General features: G+C 45.9%; 17 protein-coding genes, 1 pseudogene and 1 other annotated feature. Of the genes and pseudogenes, 17 read left to right on the plus strand and 1 reads right to left on the minus strand.

Annotated features, from left to right (window positions below; translation table 11 throughout):
* Positions 1-137 precede the first annotated feature (137 nt).
* From AUL54_RS16005 to AUL54_RS16065, 13 genes and pseudogenes are all read left to right on the plus strand, one after another.
* A complete protein-coding gene (locus AUL54_RS16005; RefSeq protein ID WP_060964496.1) occupies positions 138-530 on the plus strand; it encodes a GntR family transcriptional regulator in 393 nt (130 codons plus the stop codon).
* Entirely contained in the window at positions 523-1,401 is an 879-nt protein-coding gene (locus AUL54_RS16010; RefSeq protein ID WP_060964497.1) for an ABC transporter ATP-binding protein, read from the plus strand. Before AUL54_RS16005 ends, AUL54_RS16010 begins: the two co-directional genes overlap by 8 nt.
* A complete protein-coding gene (locus AUL54_RS16015; RefSeq protein ID WP_060964498.1) occupies positions 1,395-2,375 on the plus strand; it encodes an ABC-2 transporter permease in 981 nt (326 codons plus the stop codon). Before AUL54_RS16010 ends, AUL54_RS16015 begins: the two co-directional genes overlap by 7 nt.
* 15 nt (positions 2,376-2,390) lie before the next feature.
* The gene (locus AUL54_RS16020; RefSeq protein WP_060964499.1) at positions 2,391-3,377 is read left to right on the plus strand and encodes an ABC transporter permease; all 987 of its coding nucleotides are present in this window, start codon (positions 2,391-2,393) and stop codon (positions 3,375-3,377) included.
* Positions 3,378-3,413: 36 nt separating this feature from the next.
* Positions 3,414-4,400: an ABC transporter permease gene (locus AUL54_RS16025; RefSeq protein WP_060964500.1), complete on the plus strand. Its 987-nt coding sequence runs from the start codon at positions 3,414-3,416 to the stop codon at positions 4,398-4,400.
* Positions 4,401-4,415: 15 nt separating this feature from the next.
* Entirely contained in the window at positions 4,416-5,111 is a 696-nt protein-coding gene (locus AUL54_RS16030) for an ABC transporter ATP-binding protein (protein ID WP_060964501.1), read from the plus strand.
* Complete coding sequence (locus AUL54_RS16035) at positions 5,101-6,414, plus strand: ABC transporter permease (protein WP_060964502.1); 1,314 nt, start codon at positions 5,101-5,103, stop codon at positions 6,412-6,414. Before AUL54_RS16030 ends, AUL54_RS16035 begins: the two co-directional genes overlap by 11 nt.
* Before the next feature lie 63 nt (positions 6,415-6,477).
* A complete protein-coding gene (locus AUL54_RS16040; RefSeq protein WP_060964503.1) occupies positions 6,478-7,173 on the plus strand; it encodes a response regulator transcription factor in 696 nt (231 codons plus the stop codon).
* Positions 7,166-8,170: a sensor histidine kinase gene (locus tag AUL54_RS16045; RefSeq protein ID WP_060964504.1), complete on the plus strand. Its 1,005-nt coding sequence runs from the start codon at positions 7,166-7,168 to the stop codon at positions 8,168-8,170. Before AUL54_RS16040 ends, AUL54_RS16045 begins: the two co-directional genes overlap by 8 nt.
* Before the next feature lie 105 nt (positions 8,171-8,275).
* A pseudogene (locus AUL54_RS16050) lies at positions 8,276-9,032 on the plus strand (ABC transporter ATP-binding protein); the annotation flags it as partial.
* Positions 9,025-10,965 (plus strand): ABC transporter permease, encoded by a 1,941-nt coding sequence (locus AUL54_RS16055; RefSeq protein ID WP_060964506.1) that lies wholly within the window; start codon positions 9,025-9,027, stop codon positions 10,963-10,965. The pseudogene AUL54_RS16050 and the gene AUL54_RS16055, both read left to right, overlap by 8 nt.
* 104 nt (positions 10,966-11,069) lie before the next feature.
* On the plus strand, positions 11,070-11,789 hold the full coding sequence (locus AUL54_RS16060) for a YwaF family protein (RefSeq protein WP_060964507.1): 720 nt from the start codon (positions 11,070-11,072) through the stop codon (positions 11,787-11,789).
* A gap of 195 nt (positions 11,790-11,984) precedes the next feature.
* The gene (locus tag AUL54_RS16065) at positions 11,985-13,169 is read left to right on the plus strand and encodes an MDR family MFS transporter (protein ID WP_060964508.1); all 1,185 of its coding nucleotides are present in this window, start codon (positions 11,985-11,987) and stop codon (positions 13,167-13,169) included.
* 39 nt (positions 13,170-13,208) lie between these two features.
* Here the strand turns inward: AUL54_RS16065 and AUL54_RS16070 are convergent, their stop codons facing one another.
* Positions 13,209-13,994 carry a YtvA family blue-light photoreceptor gene (locus tag AUL54_RS16070; RefSeq protein ID WP_060965119.1) on the minus strand — a complete coding sequence of 262 codons (786 nt, stop codon included), beginning with the start codon at positions 13,992-13,994 and terminating at the stop codon, positions 13,209-13,211.
* Between the two features lie 387 nt (positions 13,995-14,381).
* Between AUL54_RS16070 and AUL54_RS16075 the strand changes: the two genes are divergently transcribed.
* From AUL54_RS16075 to AUL54_RS16090, 4 genes are all read left to right on the plus strand, one after another.
* Entirely contained in the window at positions 14,382-14,717 is a 336-nt protein-coding gene (locus AUL54_RS16075) for a DUF4257 domain-containing protein (RefSeq protein WP_015418038.1), read from the plus strand.
* Positions 14,718-14,819: 102 nt separating this feature from the next.
* Positions 14,820-15,033: a binding site (T-box leader), on the plus strand.
* Between the two features lie 109 nt (positions 15,034-15,142).
* Positions 15,143-17,557 (plus strand): leucine--tRNA ligase, encoded by a 2,415-nt coding sequence (gene leuS, locus AUL54_RS16080; protein WP_060964509.1) that lies wholly within the window; start codon positions 15,143-15,145, stop codon positions 17,555-17,557.
* 116 nt (positions 17,558-17,673) lie between these two features.
* Complete coding sequence (locus AUL54_RS16085; protein ID WP_060964510.1) at positions 17,674-17,985, plus strand: rhodanese-like domain-containing protein; 312 nt, start codon at positions 17,674-17,676, stop codon at positions 17,983-17,985.
* A 26-nt stretch (positions 17,986-18,011) separates the two neighbouring features.
* Entirely contained in the window at positions 18,012-18,548 is a 537-nt protein-coding gene (locus AUL54_RS16090) for a GNAT family N-acetyltransferase (protein WP_082761647.1), read from the plus strand.
* Positions 18,549-18,570 lie beyond the last annotated feature (22 nt).

Here is an 18,570-nt window from a genome sequence, read left to right on the forward strand (position 1 = left end):
GTAAAACAAGATGTGCCCCTTATTATCGCCGCTTCGTTTTTGGCCAGCAGTCTGTTTGTCATTCTTGTCGTCATCGGTTTTCAGTGGCAGAACATTTAAAGAAATCGAGCAGCTCGTAAAAGAAAGAAGGGAAGTAAATGATTCAAATCGACCCGAGAAGCTCAACTCCGATTTATGAGCAAATCATACAGCAATTGAAAGAGCTTTGTTTGAAAGGGATCATGAAGCCGGGGGATAAACTTCCTTCTGTCAGAGAATTGGCAACGATCATTATCGCCAATCCGAATACCGTCAGCAAAGCGTACAAGGAGCTTGAACGCGATGGCGTCATTGAAACGCTGCGGGGAAGAGGAACGTATATATCGGAGAATGCAAAAAAGACATTGGTTGAAGGGAAGATGACGATGATAAAAGAGCAATTGAAACAGCTCATCATCGATGCCCATTACGCGGGAGTTGAGCTGGAGAAGCTGCAGGAATGGATAAAGGAAATCAGCGCTGATGTGAAAGGAGGCACGGGTCATGATTGAATTGCGTAATCTCTCAAAAACAATTGACGGTAAAGAAGTGCTCAAAGACATTTCACTTACTATCGGAAAAGGAGAAATTTTCGGGCTGCTAGGCCGAAACGGATCAGGGAAAACAACGCTGCTCCGGCTCATTCAGCAGATTCTCCTGCCGGACCAAGGGACGGTTTTATTTAATCAGGTGGAAATAAAGCGGCACCCAAAAGTAAAACAGAATATCATTTATATGCCTGTTGAAAATCCTTTTTATGACAAATATACATATAAACAGCTTGTTGCGATTGTAAGCAGAATCTATCCGAATTTTGATGTGACTTACGCCAATGAGCTGATGAACAGGTACAATATTCCGGAAACGAAGAAATACCGTGAACTATCAACAGGGCTGAAAAAACAGCTCGCGCTCGTCCTTGCCTTTGCTTCACGACCGGCACTGATTCTTTTGGATGAACCGACGGACGGCATTGACGCCGTAACACGTCATGACGTGCTTCAGCTTATGGTGGACGAAGTCGCTGAACGGGAAACGAGCATCCTGATTACCTCACATCGTTTAGAAGATATTGAGCGAATGTGCAACCGGATCGGATTTTTGGAAGGCAGCCAGCTGACGAATGTGATGGATTTGGATGATATGAAGGAAGAATACATAAAAATCCAAATGGCGTTTGAAGAGGATGTCAACTTGATGATCAGAGAACAAAACATACCGATTCTCGACCATGCCGGTGTATTTTATACAGTGCTGATTCCGAAAAACGATGAGAAGAAAAAGGAATTTCTGCAAGAGCTGCGGCCGAAAGTATGGAACGAACTTCCTGTGAATTTAGAAGAAGTCTTCATCGCGAAGTTTGGGGGGAACCGGAGATGGTAGACAGGGGATTGATGTACAGAGAATGGATGCAGAATCGAACTGTTCTGGTGATGGTCGGCATTTTTTTAGCGGCAGTTAATCCGTTTGAAGTATTAAATACCTATCTGGTCTACCAAGGCTGTCTGGATACCCACGGAGCATATTGTAAGTTTTATGTGAATTCTTTGGATAGCGGAATGCTGAACTTTAACTGGGCGCCCGCTGTGATTTTGGCGGTTTGCTTATTCGGACTGGAGCGTACGAAAGGAACGATTGATGCGCTTTTCAGTCTGCCTTATTCCCGCGCTCAGATGTTTCACACCAAATTTTGGCTTGGAGCGGCGGTCATTGCCGGATTCCAAGTCATCGGCTACGGGCTGGCTGAGCTGCTCATCCTTCTGTTAAAGCCTGAGCGCGTATATTTCTTCCATCATTACAGCGTCGGTGAGATCATTGTGAGTATTTTGGCTTTTGCATTGGTCGCGAGTGCAGGCTGCTTAACGGGCAATACGTTCGCCCAGCTGTTAACGGCGTTTACTGTGTCGATAGCGCCTTACCTGATTATTTCGTTGCCGCTGACAAATGCGGAAGTCATCTTCGGGGTCGGCATGCATGAGCTGATGCCGTCAGTCAATGCTTACCTAAACGATTCGTTTCAATATCTGATTCCGATCATGTATGTTAATACGGATTGGGTATCTGCCAGCAAGTATATATTACTCATCCCGGCAGTGATGAGCATTGTATTTTATGCGATTGGGTACTTTTGCTATGTCAGACAGCCGGCGGAACGGAACGGCCGTTTTTTCCTCTGGAGACAGCTTGACCGCCCCGTTCAGATTGTGGTGATCATGATCGGCGTTCTCGGTTTTAGTCTCGCGGGGTACTCGACGGGCCATACAATGACAGGATATGTAGTCGGGATGCTTGTCGGAGGAGCGATCGGATTTTTAGTCAGTTATTTTGTGATTTATAAAAAAACGAAGCATGTGTAAGAGAGGAGGATCGGAATGATACCGCGGGGATTATTGTACACAGAATGGAAGAAAAATCAGTGGCTGTTTTTGTTGAGCGGTATTTTTTTAATAGCGGCAAACCCTTTTATGGTTTATAACAACTACTCAACATATCAAGGATGTTTGAATAACCAAGTACTTCAAGATTGTGAATTTACGTTGAGTTATACGAATGGATCGCTTCTTTCCCTCAGCTGGGTTGTGAGTGTCGTCATTGCTGTCTGCTTATTGGGCTTGGAACGGACAAAGGGAACGATGGACGCCTTGTTAAGCATGCCTTACAGCAGAGGCCAAATCTTTCAGACTAAATTCTGGCTGGGCGCGGCAGTCATTATTGTTTCTCAGGCGATAGGCTACGGAGCGGCGTCATTGCTCATATCTTTGCTGAAACCGAGCCATACGTACGATTTTGATCATGTTTCAATCGGAGTGATTGTGATCAGTTTTATGGCTTACGCCCTGTTAATGGCAGCCGGCGCATTAACGGGACATATATTCGCCCAGCTGTTAACGGCGTTTACAGTAACGGTTCTGCCCTTTTTACTCATTGGTCTGCCGGCCGCGAATCTGGAGGTTGTTTTCGATATTAGTGTGGGAAATCAATTCTCTTTCATCAGCAGCTATATCGAATCTCGTCTTTTTGTATTTATAACTCCTATTGGATATGTGTTTAACGACTGGATCAGAGAAAGAGATTTAGTCTTAATAATTCCGGCAGTGATGAGCCTCGTCTTTTATCTGATCGGTTATGTCAGCTTTCTGAAACATCCGAATGAACGGAACGGCAGATTCTTTCTTTGGAGAAAATTGGACCGCCCGGTGCAGATTTTGGTGATTGTGTTTGCCGTTATGGGGTTTGGATTATTCGGATATGGAGTCACAAACACGATGTTCGGCTATTTAGCCGGCATGTTCTTCGGCGCTGTGATTGGTTTTTTTATCACTTATTTTACGGTTTACAGGAAAACAAAGCATATGTAAGTTTGTATGAAAATGTGTAGTTTGGGGGAAGGCAAGGTGCCGATTAACGGTTTGCTTTATAAAGAATGGAAGCAGCGGCAGACGCTGCTGCTGCTTACAGCGGGGTTCTTATCTATATTAGGCCCTTTGGCAATTATAAATGAGTATTTTCACTATAAAGATTGTTTGGGTGCGCTTCATCAATATTCAGGTTCAGTTTGTACATTCAGCATGAATTACAGCAATCAGAATTTGATTGGGCTGCACTTCATTCCTCCGGTTATGATGGGGCTTTTTCTGACAAGAGCGGGACGGGCTGAAAACATGTTCACATTGAGTCTGCCGTATTCGAGAAGCCGGATATTCCATACTAAGTTTTTGTTGGGAGCAGCCGTGTTAGCCGTCTCGCAGCTTGTTTCTTACGGATTATCTGACATATTGTTTCTTGCGCTTAAACCTGACGCTGTAGATCATTTTCACTCATTCAGCGCCGGGATGCTGGTCATCAGCTTGATGATTTATGCATTAGTGACAGCCGCCGGCACGATAACAGGCAATTTAGCAGCACAGCTGATCACAGCGTTCATGGTTTCCGTTTTTCCGATCGTTGTCTTGATCATTTACCTGTTAAATGCTGAGTTCCTTTTTGGCAGCCAGTCTGTGCAGAATATTCATTTTCCTTGGAGTGGATTTCTGATCTATTTCATGCCTGCCGCTTACATCCATACACCATGGATGTATTACACGAAACATGCCTTGCTTATACCTGCCTTAATGGGATTTTGTTTCTATCTTTTCGGCTATGTGAATTTCCTGAAAATGCCGAGTGAGCGAAGCGGACATTTTATCTTAAACAAACATACAGAACGCATGATCCAAGGGCTGGTCATGGCGCTTAGTATGCTGGGAAGTGCGGGTGTATGCGGATATGCTTATAACGGTAACGGTTCATATACCGGTTACATATTCGGCATGCTGATCGGCGCGGTGATCGGGTTTTTCATCAGTTATTACTTCATCTATAAAAAAACGAAACAAATATAAAGGGGAGTGGTGTACGTGATAGAGGTACAGCATATCGATCATTCATTTAAAATCGGCAGGAAAGGCAGAGAGAGTCAGGTTCCGGTGCTGAAGGACGTCTCTTTGACGGTTGAAAAAGGGGAAATCGCCTGTATCGTCGGGCGAAGCGGTTCCGGAAAATCGACGCTTCTGAATTTAATTTCCGGCTACATAGCGCCGACGAAGGGGCGTATCGTCATTAACGGCACTGATGTGACGGGCTTCAGTGAAAAGGAGTGGGCTCAGTTCCGCCTCGGGCATTTCGGCTTTATTTTTCAAAGCTTCCAGCTCATTCCGAGTCTGACAACCTATGAAAATGTTGAAATGCCGCTTGCCTTAAAAGGAGTTAAACCATCTGAACGGAAGCAGAAAGTCGCAGACATGCTGAAACGGGTCGGACTTGAGAATCATGCGAATCATTATCCGAATGAGCTGTCGGGCGGCCAGCAGCAGCGTGTCAGTATCGCAAGAGCGCTGATTTTAAATCCGTCGATCATTTTAGCAGATGAGCCGACGGGAAGCCTTGATTCGGAAACGGAGCTTGAGGTGCTGGCATTAATTCAGCAGTTGAACCGGGAGCGCGGGATTACTTTTGTCATCATCACGCATGACGATGAAGTCGCTTCGATTGCACACTCAAAATTCCAGCTGCATGACGGCGTATTAAAAGGGGGCGTTACTGTTGAGATTTAAGGATCAGGTTCACTTTATTAGAAGAAATATGAAGAAAAACCGCCTGCGTGTTTTCATGACTGTGCTTGCAACAACGATGGCATGTGCATTTTTGGTTGTGCTGGCCTCCGTCGGATTCGGCATACAAAAAACGATAACAGACATAACCATGAGTCAACAGATCGTAACGGAAATAAGAGTGCTCGGCCAGGAGAACGGAAAAGCCGTGAAGAAATCAGACTTGGAAAAATATAAGAATGTCAAGTCTGTCGTTGAAAGAACCGAAGTATATGAACCGAATAAAGCGTCTTTGGATAACAGGACAAACGAAGGTTCAACGGTCGTGTTAACGAACATGAAAGATGAAGTAAAAGCCAATATGGAGCTTGATCAGGGAAGAGTAGCTAAATCAGAAAATGAAATTGTGGTCGGTTATGATTTCGCGAAAAACCTATGGACGAAAAAAGAAGCTGAGGCTTACAACAAGGACTTAAAGGATCATCAAGACGATGTCTCGGATGTGAAAAAGCCAAAAGGCTATACGAAGGATCTGCTGAATAAAACCATACAGCTGAGCATTTCTAAAACGAACAATGATAGCGGAAAAACGGAAGGAACCAAAACATACGACTTTAAAATTGTCGGGATTACAAAAAAACCGTCCCAAGATTGGATGGAGGACACAAATATTTTTATCAGTGATCAATTCAAAAAGGATTTTTCGAAATTCTTAGATTTTAAAGGCGGAAATGCTGAAAAAAGCATAAAAGTCTACGCTGACAAATTTGACAATGTTGAACAGTTAACAAATGATTTGAGTGATGACGGTTATCAAGTCATGTCCGTCACAACCGAGCTGCAAGGCGTCAACACGTTTTTCCTCGTCTTTAAAATCGGTCTGATCTTTGTCGGCTTTATCGCCGTCGTCATTTCTGCCATCGGTATTTTCAATACGATGACGATGGCGGTTACGGAAAGAACGCAGGAAATCGGGATTATGAAAGCGATCGGCGCAAGCCCGTCCATCATCCGCAGAATGTTTTTGATGGAAAGCGCCTATATCGGAATATTAGGTTCTGTCATTGGTATTATCATTTCCTACGGAGTGAGTTTTGCCGTCAATCTGGCTGTGCCGGTTATCTTGAAGGCGGTAGGGGGAAATACCGGAGCTGAAGATCTTCATTATACCTTCTCTTATATCCCGCTCAGCCTCGTTGTGATCGCAGTGGTCATTTGTGCGGGGGTCGCGGTGATTTCCGGTATGAATCCGGCCCGCAAAGCGACAAAAACCAACGTTCTGACTGCATTAAGAAGAGAACTGTAAAGGAAAAAAGCCGGCTGGACATCAGCCGGTTTTTCCTCTATCTATCAGAAAAGGGCGGATACCATGTTTCACATTTTGTTAATAGAAGATGATAACACTTTGTTTCACGAGATGAAAGAAAGATTAACAGGCTGGTCATTTGCGGTGCACGGAATAAAGGATTTCAGCCGGGTCATTCAGGAGTTTGCAGAAATCAAGCCTGATTTGGTAATCATTGATGTGCAGCTGCCGAAATTTGACGGCTTTCACTGGTGCAGAATGATACGCTCTCAATCAAACGTACCGATTCTGTTTTTGTCCTCGCGCGATCATCCCGCGGATATGGTCATGTCGATGCAGCTTGGGGCGGATGATTTTATACAGAAGCCTTTTCATTTTGATGTGTTAATCGCGAAAATCCAGGCGGTATTCCGCCGCGTGCACCAATACGGCACAGAACCGGCGCTGATGAAAAGATGGTGCGGGGCGGTCATTGACACAGAAACCGGCACAGTCAGCCATAAAAACGGTTCGGTCGAACTGACCAAAAACGAAATGCTGATTTTAAAGCTGCTGGCCGAGCAGAAAAATAAAATCGTCAGCCGCGAAGAACTCATCAGAAGCCTATGGAATGATGAGCGTTTCGTCAGTGATAATACGCTGACGGTGAATGTCAACCGGCTGCGGAAAAAGCTCGATCATCTAGGTATCGGGAAAATGATTGAAACCAAGGTGGGACAGGGGTATATCGCGAAGGAGGAAGACGGTCTTTATGATTAAATCATTTCTGCTCGAAAGAAAAAGCTGGATCGCGATGTTTCTTTTTCAGCAGGCCGTGATCCTTTTTGCGGCATATATTGATCCGTCCATTCCGTTTTTATCGGCGCTGTATTTTATTTATTTGTCACTTCTCGCCTTTCTCGTTTTTCTCTTGTTCCGCTATCAGAAAGAGACCGCTTTTTATAAAAGCTTAAAAGATTGGGACGCTGATTTAGATATTTCCGGTCTTAAAACGCCCGACAGTCCGTTTGAGTCGATTATTGAAGAAAGTATTGAAGAACAAACAGAGCGATTAAGAAATAGCTCACTTCATATGCAGGCGGCGTCAGAGCATGAGAAGGATGAGCTGATGTCGTGGATTCACGAAGTCAAAACACCGCTGACAGCGATGCATCTCATGATCGAGCGCCTTGATGAACAGCCGCTGAAAGCCCCTTTGCATTATGAATGGCTGCGGATTCACCATCTCCTCGACCAGCAGCTTCATCAGAAACGATTGTCTTTTATCGAAAATGATTTATCGTTCCAGCGCATTCAGCTCCGCCCGCTCGTTTTCAAAGAAATTAAAAATCTGCAATCATGGTGTATACAAAAAGGAATCGGGTTTGACATACAGCTTGAGGCACCGGACGTTCTCAGTGACGGAAAATGGCTTTCTTTCATCATCAGACAGCTGTTAAGCAATGCCGTCAAATACAGTGAAGCGGATGATATAACCGTAAAAAGCTATGAACTAAACGGCCGGGTGCATGTGGATATCAAAGACCGCGGCATCGGCATCAAGCCTAAAGATCTTCCGCGCATTTTTGAAAAGGGGTTTACCTCCACGCGGATGAGCCGTGATCACGCGTCAACGGGAATGGGCCTGTATTTGGCTCAAAAAGCTGCGGCTCCGCTTCACATCCAGATCAGCGTACGATCAGAGCCGAAACGAGGCACGGTTTTTACCTTGGTATTTCCGAAACAAAACGACGCCGTCAGCATGTTCAGCGTGTGACAAAAGTGTCACATGCTTTTCTCTTTTGTTCGCTTAATCAAACGAAAAAAACGGCTTTTGTTTTTAAAATGAAGATAACCAATGTAAAAGGAGAATCGTAACGTAATGATCTTAGAAGCAGGCAATATTCGAAAAAACTACGGAAATAAGCTGAATAAGCAGGAGGTGCTGAAAGGAATTGATCTTCAGATCCAAAAAGGGGAATTCGTCAGCATTATGGGCCCGTCAGGATCAGGGAAAACCACTCTTTTGAATGTGCTTTCTTCCATTGATAAAGTGAGCGCGGGCACGATCAGACTGAATGAGACGGAGATCACATCCATGAAAGAAAAACAGCTTGCCGAATTCAGAAAACGGCACCTCGGCTTTATCTTTCAGGATTATAATTTATTGGATACGCTGACCGTGAAAGAAAACATACTCCTGCCGTTATCCATTACGAAAATGCCTAAAAAAGAGGCGGACCGGCGTTTTGCCGAGACGGCAGAGGAGCTTGGCATCTATGAGTTGAGAGATAAGTATCCGAGTGAAATTTCCGGCGGACAAAAACAGCGGACGTCTGCCGCGAGAGCTGTTATTCACGAGCCGGGGATTATTTTTGCTGATGAGCCGACGGGAGCGCTTGATTCCAAAGCCGCTTCGGATTTGCTGAATAAACTCAGCCGTTTGAATCAGAAGCGCCGCGCCACCATTGTGATGGTGACGCATGATCCGGTTGCCGCCAGCTATTCCGGACGTGTGGTTTTCATTAAAGACGGCCGCGTGTATACACAGCTGAATAAAGGCGGCCAGGACAGACCGGACTTTTTTCAGGATATTATGAAAACGCAAGGTGTATTGGGCGGAGTTCAGGCATGAGCATTCATCATTTGATCTTCCAGAACCTGAAAAAGAATATGAAAAACTATTACCTTTACGTGTTTGCGCTGGTGTTCAGCGCCGCCCTTTATTTCGCGTTTGTCACGATGCAATACGATCCGGCGCTTGATGAAATGAAAAGCTCCATAAAAGGAGCGGCGGCAATCCGGGCCGCCTCCATACTGCTTGTGGCGATCGTGTCGGTATTTCTTTTATACGCCAACACCATTTTTATCAAACGCCGCGGCCGGGAAATCGGCTTATTCCGATTAATCGGCATGACGAAAATGCACATTTTCCGCATACTCAGCACAGAAAACTTCATTTTGTATTTCGGATCGATTTGGATCGGTATTTTTGCCGGCTTTTCTCTCTCGAAATTATGTATGATGATGCTGTTTCATACAGTCGGTGTGAAAGCCTCTGTCTCACTGTTTTTTTCAAGCAAGGCGCTCGTTCAGACGTTAATTGTGTTCGGGGCCATTTATGTGCTGATTATGATGATGAATTACTTATTTATTAAACGGCAAAGCATTTTGTCTTTATTTAAAACCGCGTCATCGTCAGAAAGCGGCATAAGGCGGCTCTCTTGGGTGCAGATGACAATCGGCGTCATCGGTATCGCGGCCATTATCGCCGGCTATGCCGTGTCCGCAGATTTATTCGGAGGCAGTTTTACAACCATGAATGAACTGTTTTCGGCAATGGTGTTTATTCTCGGATCGGTCATTATCGGAACGTATCTGTTTTTTAAAGGTTCAGTCAGCTTTCTGGCAAACCTCATCCGGAAATCAAAAGGCGGGTATCTGAATGTAAGTGAAGTGCTGTCTTTGTCATCCATTATGTTCCGGATGAAGTCTAACGCCGTCCTGCTGACAATTATTACGACGCTGTCGGCGCTGTCCATCGGTTTGCTGTCTTTAAGCTATATCTCGTACTATTCCGCGGAAAAATCTGCTGAGCAAAATACAGCCGCGGACTTTGCGTTTGATAACCAAAAGGAGACTGACTCATTTACCGCTTTATTGAAGAAAAACGGAATTGAACATAAAGTGAAAACAATAAAGACCATTCAAGCCGGTGTCAATATGAAGAACATCATAAACGGCGATATGAAAAACTTTCAACAAGACCCGTCCAGCTTGGCGCTGCCGATTATAAGCGAGAAAGACGCAGAAGGCGTGTCACTCTCCGACGAAGAAGCCGTGTTGACCGGATATAATGATATGATGAGAAAATTTCTCGATTTGAAAACGTCAGGTGCCATTGATATAAACGGCAAAACGGATAAAATACCGCTGGCGTATAAGGGCTTGAAGAACGACTTCCTCCTGTCATATCCATTTACAAGCGGGGGGCTGCCGACCGTGATCGTCACACAGCACGTATTTGACAGGATCGAGAAAGATATCGACCCGTCCATTCAGGGAAAATCAAATCGGTTTTTCGGCATTACACTCAAACATGAAGAGGACGTCCAAAAAGCTGATGACCTGTTTCAGACGCGGCATTATTCAGACGGCGCCCTTTCACAGTTTGAAACGGCTGACACCCAAAAGAAAAATATGGGGCTGATCATGTTTATTGTCGGGTTTTTAGGCTTAACTTTTCTGATCACCTCGGGCTGTATCCTTTATTTTAAACAAATGGGCGAGTGTGAGGATGAGAAAGCTGATTACACGATATTGCGGAAGCTCGGCTTCACAACGGGAGATCTGCTGAAAGGCATCCGCCGGAAGCAGGCGTATCATTTCGGCATTCCGCTCGTTCTCGGGCTGTTCCACAGCTATTTTGCTGTTCAGTCAGGATGGTTTTTGTTCGGAACGGAAGTATGGACGCCGATGATTATCGTCATGGCGCTGTACACGCTGCTGTACTCCATTTTCGGCATGCTGTCGGTGCTTTATTATAAAAAGGTCATTCGGTCCGCATTGTAAACAAGTTGAGGAGCCCCGCACAGCGGGGCTTTTTTCTGCATGAATAGAAAAAAGCGATTTTTAAAAGAATAGACATACGTCATTTTTTCACGCGGGGGAGCCTTATGCAGAAGTATTTTCAATTGAAATCTGAAACAGGGGCTTTTCATCTTTTTTCCAGGGAACACATTTTCACGCTGCTGATCATCGGATTGCTGGGGGCGGGCGTGATCGTATTCCGGAAAAAGCTCCATCACGGCCGGCCGAATCGCGTTTTCCGATATGTGCTGTTCATTCTTCTAGCCGTGTCGCAGATCAGCTATCATATATGGCTGCTTAGCCAACATGTCTGGTCGCTGAAAACATCTCTGCCGCTGCAGCTGAGCGACCTTTCCGTCTATTTGGCAATGCTGATGGTCATGACAAAAAGCAAAAAGCTGTTCGCCTTTCTCTATTTTGCCGGTTTGGGCAGCGCCATACAAGCGATGGCCACACCTGATTTAGAGGCGTATTCTTTCCCTCATTTTCGGTACATCGTATTTTTCATCTCGCACGGCTGTGTGTTTCTAGCCTGTCTGTTTATGGCCGGTGCCCAAAAGTACAGACCGTCGGTGCGCGCGCTCTGGGTGTCATTGCTGATCGTAAATCTGTACGGGGCGTGTGTCTTTTTGATTGACCGTGTGCAGAATGCAAACTACCTCTATTTAATGAAAAAACCGAAGACCGCTTCGCTTCTGAATGTTCTCGGCCCTTGGCCGTGGTATCTTCTTTCAATGGAAGCGGCGATTGTGCTGAGCTTTTTCATTCTGTATATTCCGTTTTGGCTTCTGAGGAAAAGAGCATAAAGCCCGCTTATGTTTGTGAAGCCGATCATTTGTAATTTTTTCAACATTCCGGCATTATTTTTTTCAGATTCTGATGTTGTAAAAAGGCGTCCGCGGCGATAAAATGAATCTGCTATGATAACGTGATCGATACGGAGCTGCAGCTTGCGGTTTCCGTTTTTTCATGGGGTTTTTTATAGAGAAAGGGGGATCGGTATGCCGCGCGCTTTGAAGATATTAATTATCGGAATGTTTATCAATGTGACGGGCGCATCTTTTTTGTGGCCGCTGAATACGATCTATATTCATAATCATTTAGGAAAATCGCTGACTGTCGCGGGGATTGTGCTGATGCTGAATTCCGGAGCCAGTGTGGCGGGGAATTTATGCGGCGGATTTTTGTTTGATAAAATCGGCGGATTCAAATCCATTATGCTGGGCATTATCATCACCTTGGCAAGTCTTCTCGGACTCGTTCTGTTTCACCAGTGGCCCGTTTATATTTGGCTGCTCGTCATTGTCGGGTTCGGTTCCGGCATCGTGTTTCCGGCCAGCTACGCCATGGCGGGAGCAGTCTGGAAAGAGGGCGGACGGAAAGCTTTTAATGCAATTTATGTAGCTCAGAACGCAGGTGTCGCGGTCGGTTCGGCACTCGGCGGAATGGTTGCGGCGTACTCGTTTACGTACGTGTTTTTAGCCAATGCTTTGCTGTATGTGCTGTTTTTCCTTATCGTATTTTTCGGGTTTCGAAATATTAAAACCGGAAATGCGGGCCAGGTCTCTGTACTGGACTATGAGCCTGTCAGCAGCAGAACGAAATTCACGGCGCTTCTTATACTGAGCGGCGGGTATGTTCTCGGGTGGATTGCCTATTCGCAGTGGTCCACAACCGTTGCGTCACATACTCAAAGCATCGGTATGCCGCTTTCATTATACAGTGTGCTCTGGACCGTAAACGGAATCCTGATTGTCGCCGGACAGCCGCTTATAGGTGCTGTTCTGAAAAAATGGTCCGGTGCGTTAAAAACGCAGATGGTCATCGGCTTTTGTATTTTTATCGTCTCGTTCGGCGTGCTCCTTGGCGCCAAGCACTTTCCGATGTACCTTACCGCGATGGTGATTTTAACGATCGGAGAAATGCTTGTCTGGCCTGCCGTGCCTACTATTGCCGATCAGCTTGCGCCTAAGGGGAAAGAAGGGTTTTACCAAGGGTTCGTCAACAGTGCGGCGACGGGCGGCAGAATGATCGGGCCGCTCCTTGGCGGCGTGCTGGTTGATCAATACGGCATGAGCGTGCTGCTCTTGATCCTGATGGCGCTTCTTGTCGTCAGCATCCTAGCGACGGTGCTGTATGACAAACGTCTGAAAACCGTTAATAAACAAAACGTTCAAGTGCGATGACGACATAAAAAATCCCGCTGTTTCGGCGGGATTTTTTGTTTATAAGACCGGAAGCACGTTGACGGCGTCCTTAACATTTAAATATGTCTTTAATGAAGTAAAGCTTGCATCAAGCTGATTCATTCTCATGGCGAGGGAAGGCTTGATCCCGGTGATGATCAATTCTGTGCCGATTAAATTAAGCAGATGATGCAATTTGAAAATCCGGTCTGCGGTCTGTTCGTTTACCTCAGCTAAACCTGATAAGTCTATAATTAAGTAATCATCTTTAGATGCGGTTAATATGTCTGTCAAAGTTGTCACGATGGAATCAAATCGTTCTTCTGTTAAATTCCCCACTAACGGCATGGCGGAGATCCCGTTTCGAATCGGAACGATCGGCGTTGACAGCGTCGCAATTTCTCCGAGGGAATCCTCAAGAAGCTTTTCGTACTTTTTCTGCTCTGTGATGTCTTTTTGAAAACCGACAAAATAGAGCTTGTCTTCAACATAAAGAGGATCAATATTGAGTTCATTCCAAAACGGGGTGCCGTCTTTTTTGACATTTTTCAGCCGCACCGTGATCTTTTCTTTATGTTTTAGGCCTTTTCTTATTTTCGCGACTTGTTTTCGGTCGGTTTCTTTTCCTTGCAGAAATCTGCAGTTCTTACCTAATATCTCTTCGGAAGAATAGCCTGTCATATCCATAAATCCCTGATTCGTATAAATGATGGGATTGTCCTCAAGAGAGGGGTCTGTAATCACCACGCCGATGCGTGCGTGATCAAGCGCCTTTTTGATAAGCTCCAGCTGCTCCAGTTTTCCGAATACATTTGAGTCAGCCATATAAAACCCCCTTTTGGCCGTAAAGCTGTGCACTTTTTCAGCCATTGTTTCTCCCCTTTTTAAATGAATCTACAGTAACCGTAGCATAACACATGTTCTGTTTCAAGCAGCCGCAGTTTGCAATTTGTCATTCGGGCTTGTCCTCATATACACTGAATATATAAGGGGAGGCACATCATCGCTAAGTAAGTGACTAGGTCATTGTCACTGGGTGAAAAATGAATCTAATGCATCAAGCTTACCGATCATGTGTTCACATATAATGGAAGAAACAAGCTTTTTACTTTCCTGCTCATTCGCCGGTATGTAGATATCGAAAATCATCGTATTCGTAAGGGGGCTGGATGGCCTGAAGTCGCTTTACTAAATAAGGGCTTTAGGAAGGTGATGAAGATGCTGCATCAGGTAATTATTGCTTGTGTAATTGGAGGAATCATGGGGGTTCTCGGTCATGTGAAAAAGAGAGGCAGGCTGGAGAAACCCAGAATGACAAAGCGGTTTATCTATCTCGGTTTTTTGGAAGATGGTTTTATCGGAATGGCTGCTTCCATCTTACTTGTCTTATCCGCTGACCCCGATTCAGGAATTCAACTCGTCATCTTATCCATAATCGCAGGCTACGGCGGAGAAGCTGTTCTCAGGAGCTTTGATTTTGTCAGAGAACAAAACAGTGATTCGGCCGAAGCAAAACCACACCAGCAAAAAAATCCTCCATCAAAATAATATCCCCGCTCATGACCCGTTCTGGGTACATTCCCATTGTATACAAACCTGCTTGCACTTATGAACAGAATTCTATAAAATACAGGTAAGATTACGGTAGCGATAAGAACAGTGAAGAGGAGCAGTAAGAAGCAGATTTTGCAGTCAGAGAGTTGACGGCCGGTGCAAGTCAATCAAGTCTGTTTCCGAACTCGCCTCAGAGTTGCAGCGGCAAAACCGCTGACGCATAACTGCGTTAAAAGTATCAAGTGAGTGCGGCTTAAAACCGCGCTAACGAGGGTGGTACCGCGGGAAACAAAAATCTCTCGTCCCTTTTTGGGATGAGGGAGTTTTTTTTAGTTTTAGAATAATCTGAATATCATCTTCCTTATCCCGTCAATACTTGGACTACATACGCCGTATTCAATCAGAAGGAGGTTTTTGCGTTGAGTTTTCAGCACGAAAAAATAGAAAAGAAATGGCAGAATTACTGGTTGGAGCATAAAACGTTCGCCGTCAGCGAAGAGAGTGACAAGCCGAAGTTTTACGCGCTTGACATGTTCCCGTATCCTTCAGGAGCCGGCCTTCATGTCGGGCATCCGGAAGGCTATACGGCAACCGACATTCTTTCACGCATGAGACGCATGCAAGGGTATAATGTGCTTCATCCGATGGGATGGGACGCGTTCGGGCTTCCCGCCGAGCAATACGCGCTTGACACGGGGAATGATCCGGCTGAGTTTACGAAACACAATATCGATAATTTCCGCCGCCAGATCCAATCGCTCGGTTTTTCATATGATTGGGATCGTGAAATCAATACGACTGATCCCGACTACTACAAGTGGACGCAGTGGATCTTCACCAAGCTGTATGAAAAAGGTCTCGCTTATGTAGACGAAGTGCCGGTCAACTGGTGCCCGGCACTCGGAACGGTGCTTGCGAACGAAGAAGTCATTGACGGCAAAAGCGAGCGGGGCGGCCATCCGGTTGAACGCCGCCCGATGAGACAATGGATGCTGAAAATCACCGCTTATGCGGACAGGCTTCTTGAAGATTTAGAAGAGCTTGACTGGCCTGAAAGCATTAAAGACATGCAGCGCAACTGGATCGGACGCTCAGAAGGCGCAAACGTCCATTTCGCGATCGACGGCACTGACGACACATTCACGGTGTTTACGACAAGACCGGACACGCTGTTCGGCGCGGCTTATGCCGTGCTGGCTCCAGAGCATGAGCTTGTGGAGGCCATCACGACGGCTGAACAAAAAGAAGCGGTAGACGCTTATATTAAAGAAGTTCAGGCGAAAAGTGACCTGGAACGGACGGATCTTGCGAAAACAAAAACAGGCGTCTTCACGGGCGCATATGCGGTAAACCCGGCAAACGGGGAAAAGCTGCCGATCTGGATAGCTGATTATGTCCTCGCTTCTTACGGAACGGGTGCTGTAATGGCCGTGCCGGCGCATGATGAACGCGATTTTGAATTCGCCAAAGTGTTCAGCCTGCCTGTCAAAGAAGTCGTAAAAGGCGGAAACACGGAAGAGGAAGCGTACACGGGAGACGGAGAACATATCAATTCCGGCTTTCTGAACGGACTGAATCAAGCGGAAGCGATTGAAAAAATGATTGCCTGGCTTGAAGAAACGAAAAACGGTGAGAAAAAAGTGACATACCGTCTGCGTGATTGGCTGTTCAGCCGCCAGCGCTATTGGGGCGAGCCGATTCCGGTCATTCATTGGGAAGACGGCACTTCAACAGCCGTTCCGGCAGAAGAGCTGCCGCTGATTCTGCCGAAAACCGATGAGATCAAACCGAGCGGAACAGGTGAATCACCGCTTGCCAACATTAAAGAGTGGGTAGAGGTCACTGATCCTGAAACGGGCAGAAAGGGCAGAAGAGAAACGAACACGATGCCGCAATGGGCGGGAAGCTGCTGGTATTTCCTTCGCTTTATCGACCCGAAAAATCCGGATCAGCTCGCTTCACCTGAGAAACTGGATAAATGGCTGCCTGTCGATATTTACATCGGAGGAGCGGAGCATGCCGTGCTTCACCTTCTGTACGCGCGTTTCTGGCATAAATTCCTCTATGATATCGGTGTCGTACCGACGAAAGAACCGTTCCAAAAGCTGTATAACCAAGGAATGATTCTCGGGGAAAATAATGAAAAAATGAGTAAATCCCGCGGAAACGTCGTTAATCCGGATGAAATTGTGGCGTCTCACGGAGCAGATACGCTCCGCCTGTACGAAATGTTTATGGGGCCGCTTGACGCCTCTATCGCCTGGTCTGAATCAGGTCTTGACGGAGCGCGCCGCTTCCTTGACCGTGTATGGCGTTTGTTTATCGAGGAAAACGGCGAGCTGACGGGCAAAGTGACAGAAGGCGCGGGCGAAACTCTTGAGCGCGTCTATCATGAAACGGTTATGAAAGTGACAGAAAACTTCGAAGCGCTTCGCTTTAATACGGGCATCTCTCAGCTGATGGTCTTCATTAATGAAGCCTACAAAGCGAATGAACTTCCGAGAGAATATGTCGAAGGCTTTGTGAAGCTGCTTTCTCCTGTTGCACCGCATTTGGCGGAAGAACTGTGGGAAAAACTCGGCCACGAAGGTTCGATTGCATACGAAGCCTGGCCTGCTTATGACGAATCAAAACTGGTGGATGATGAAGTGGAAATCGTCGTCCAGCTGAACGGAAAAGTAAAAGCGAAATTAATGGTTCCGGCTGATGCTGATAAAGCAGCATTAGAACAGCTCGCACAAGCTGACGAAAAAGTAAAAGAGCAGCTTGAAGGAAAAACGATCCGAAAAATCATTGCCGTACCGGGCAAGCTTGTCAATATCGTGGCAAACTGACCGGACGAAGCCCCTCTCCTACTGAGAGGGGCTTTTTTATCAGGCCTCTATCATAGAAATTGCACTGCGGGCTTTGGTATACTTAACATCATAAAGATGAATGGGAGTGTCACATATTGAAAATAAATGAAATCAGCACAGCCGCACTTGAAGAAAAATTAAAAGCTGGAGAAGAGCTGTATCTGATTGATGTCAGAGAAGATGAAGAAGTAGCCGAAGGAATGATTCCGCAAGCTGTTCATATCCGCATGGAGGACATCCCAGAAAAGATGGATGCGTTAGACAAGGACAAGGAATATGTATTTATCTGCCGTTCCGGAAAAAGAAGCATGAACGTTTGTATGTATTTACATGAGCAGGGCTTCCGTACGGTTAATGTTGAAGGCGGAATGCTGGAATGGGAAGGCGAAACAAAACCGAAGAAATAACGTTGTGAAGTGAAAGAAGAAAAGGGATGTACGTCTTTTCTTCTTTTTTTATAGAAAAAACGGGAGGCGATCAGGTGAAACCGGTCATACGCGCTATGAAAGCAAGTGATATCAAACAGGTCCGGCAAATCGCGGAACGAAGCTGGCATCATACGTATGAAGGGATTATCCCCAGACACATTCAGGATCAGTTTCTCGAATCTGCCTATCATGATGAGATGATGGAACGCCGGCTTCGTCATTCACTGTTCCTTGTGGCAGAAGAAAAAGAGGGAAGACATCTCGGTTTTGCAAATGCCACCCCGGTTCAAAAAGACGGGAAAGCGGAGCTCGCCGCCATTTATATTGATCCGGATTGCCAGGGAAGCGGGATAGGCACGGCACTTCTTAAAGAGTGCATCAGACAGTCCGGCGGGATAAAAGAGCTTTATGTCCATGCAGAAAAAGAGAACCGCCCCGCCTTGTCCTTTTATCAGGCTAAAGGATTTCAATGGGTATGTGAATTTGAAGAAGACTTTAAAGGACACACCTTACAGACGGTCAAACTGGTGCTGAACATATAAAGCGTCCGGCCCCCCTCAAGGG

The sequence above is a fragment of the Bacillus sp. SDLI1 genome (assembly GCF_001553895.1).
In the GTDB taxonomy this organism is placed as follows: Bacteria; Bacillota; Bacilli; order Bacillales; family Bacillaceae; genus Bacillus; species Bacillus siamensis.

What these genes read in the sequence shown, in the direction of transcription:
- AUL54_RS16005 (WP_060964496.1), top strand. Translation starts at nt 138, where the DNA reads ATGATTCAAATCGACCCGAGAAGCTCAACTCCGATTTATGAGCAAATC.
- AUL54_RS16010 (WP_060964497.1), top strand. Translation starts at nt 523, where the DNA reads ATGATTGAATTGCGTAATCTCTCAAAAACAATTGACGGTAAAGAAGTG.
- AUL54_RS16015 (WP_060964498.1), top strand. Translation starts at nt 1,395, where the DNA reads ATGGTAGACAGGGGATTGATGTACAGAGAATGGATGCAGAATCGAACT.
- AUL54_RS16020 (WP_060964499.1), top strand. Translation starts at nt 2,391, where the DNA reads ATGATACCGCGGGGATTATTGTACACAGAATGGAAGAAAAATCAGTGG.
- AUL54_RS16040 (WP_060964503.1), top strand. Translation starts at nt 6,478, where the DNA reads ATGTTTCACATTTTGTTAATAGAAGATGATAACACTTTGTTTCACGAG.
- AUL54_RS16045 (WP_060964504.1), top strand. Translation starts at nt 7,166, where the DNA reads ATGATTAAATCATTTCTGCTCGAAAGAAAAAGCTGGATCGCGATGTTT.
- AUL54_RS16055 (WP_060964506.1), top strand. Translation starts at nt 9,025, where the DNA reads ATGAGCATTCATCATTTGATCTTCCAGAACCTGAAAAAGAATATGAAA.
- AUL54_RS16060 (WP_060964507.1), top strand. Translation starts at nt 11,070, where the DNA reads ATGCAGAAGTATTTTCAATTGAAATCTGAAACAGGGGCTTTTCATCTT.
- AUL54_RS16065 (WP_060964508.1), top strand. Translation starts at nt 11,985, where the DNA reads ATGCCGCGCGCTTTGAAGATATTAATTATCGGAATGTTTATCAATGTG.
- AUL54_RS16070 (WP_060965119.1), bottom strand. Translation starts at nt 13,994, where the DNA reads ATGGCTGACTCAAATGTATTCGGAAAACTGGAGCAGCTGGAGCTTATC.
- AUL54_RS16075 (WP_015418038.1), top strand. Translation starts at nt 14,382, where the DNA reads ATGAAGATGCTGCATCAGGTAATTATTGCTTGTGTAATTGGAGGAATC.
- AUL54_RS16090 (WP_082761647.1), top strand. Translation starts at nt 18,012, where the DNA reads ATGTACGTCTTTTCTTCTTTTTTTATAGAAAAAACGGGAGGCGATCAG.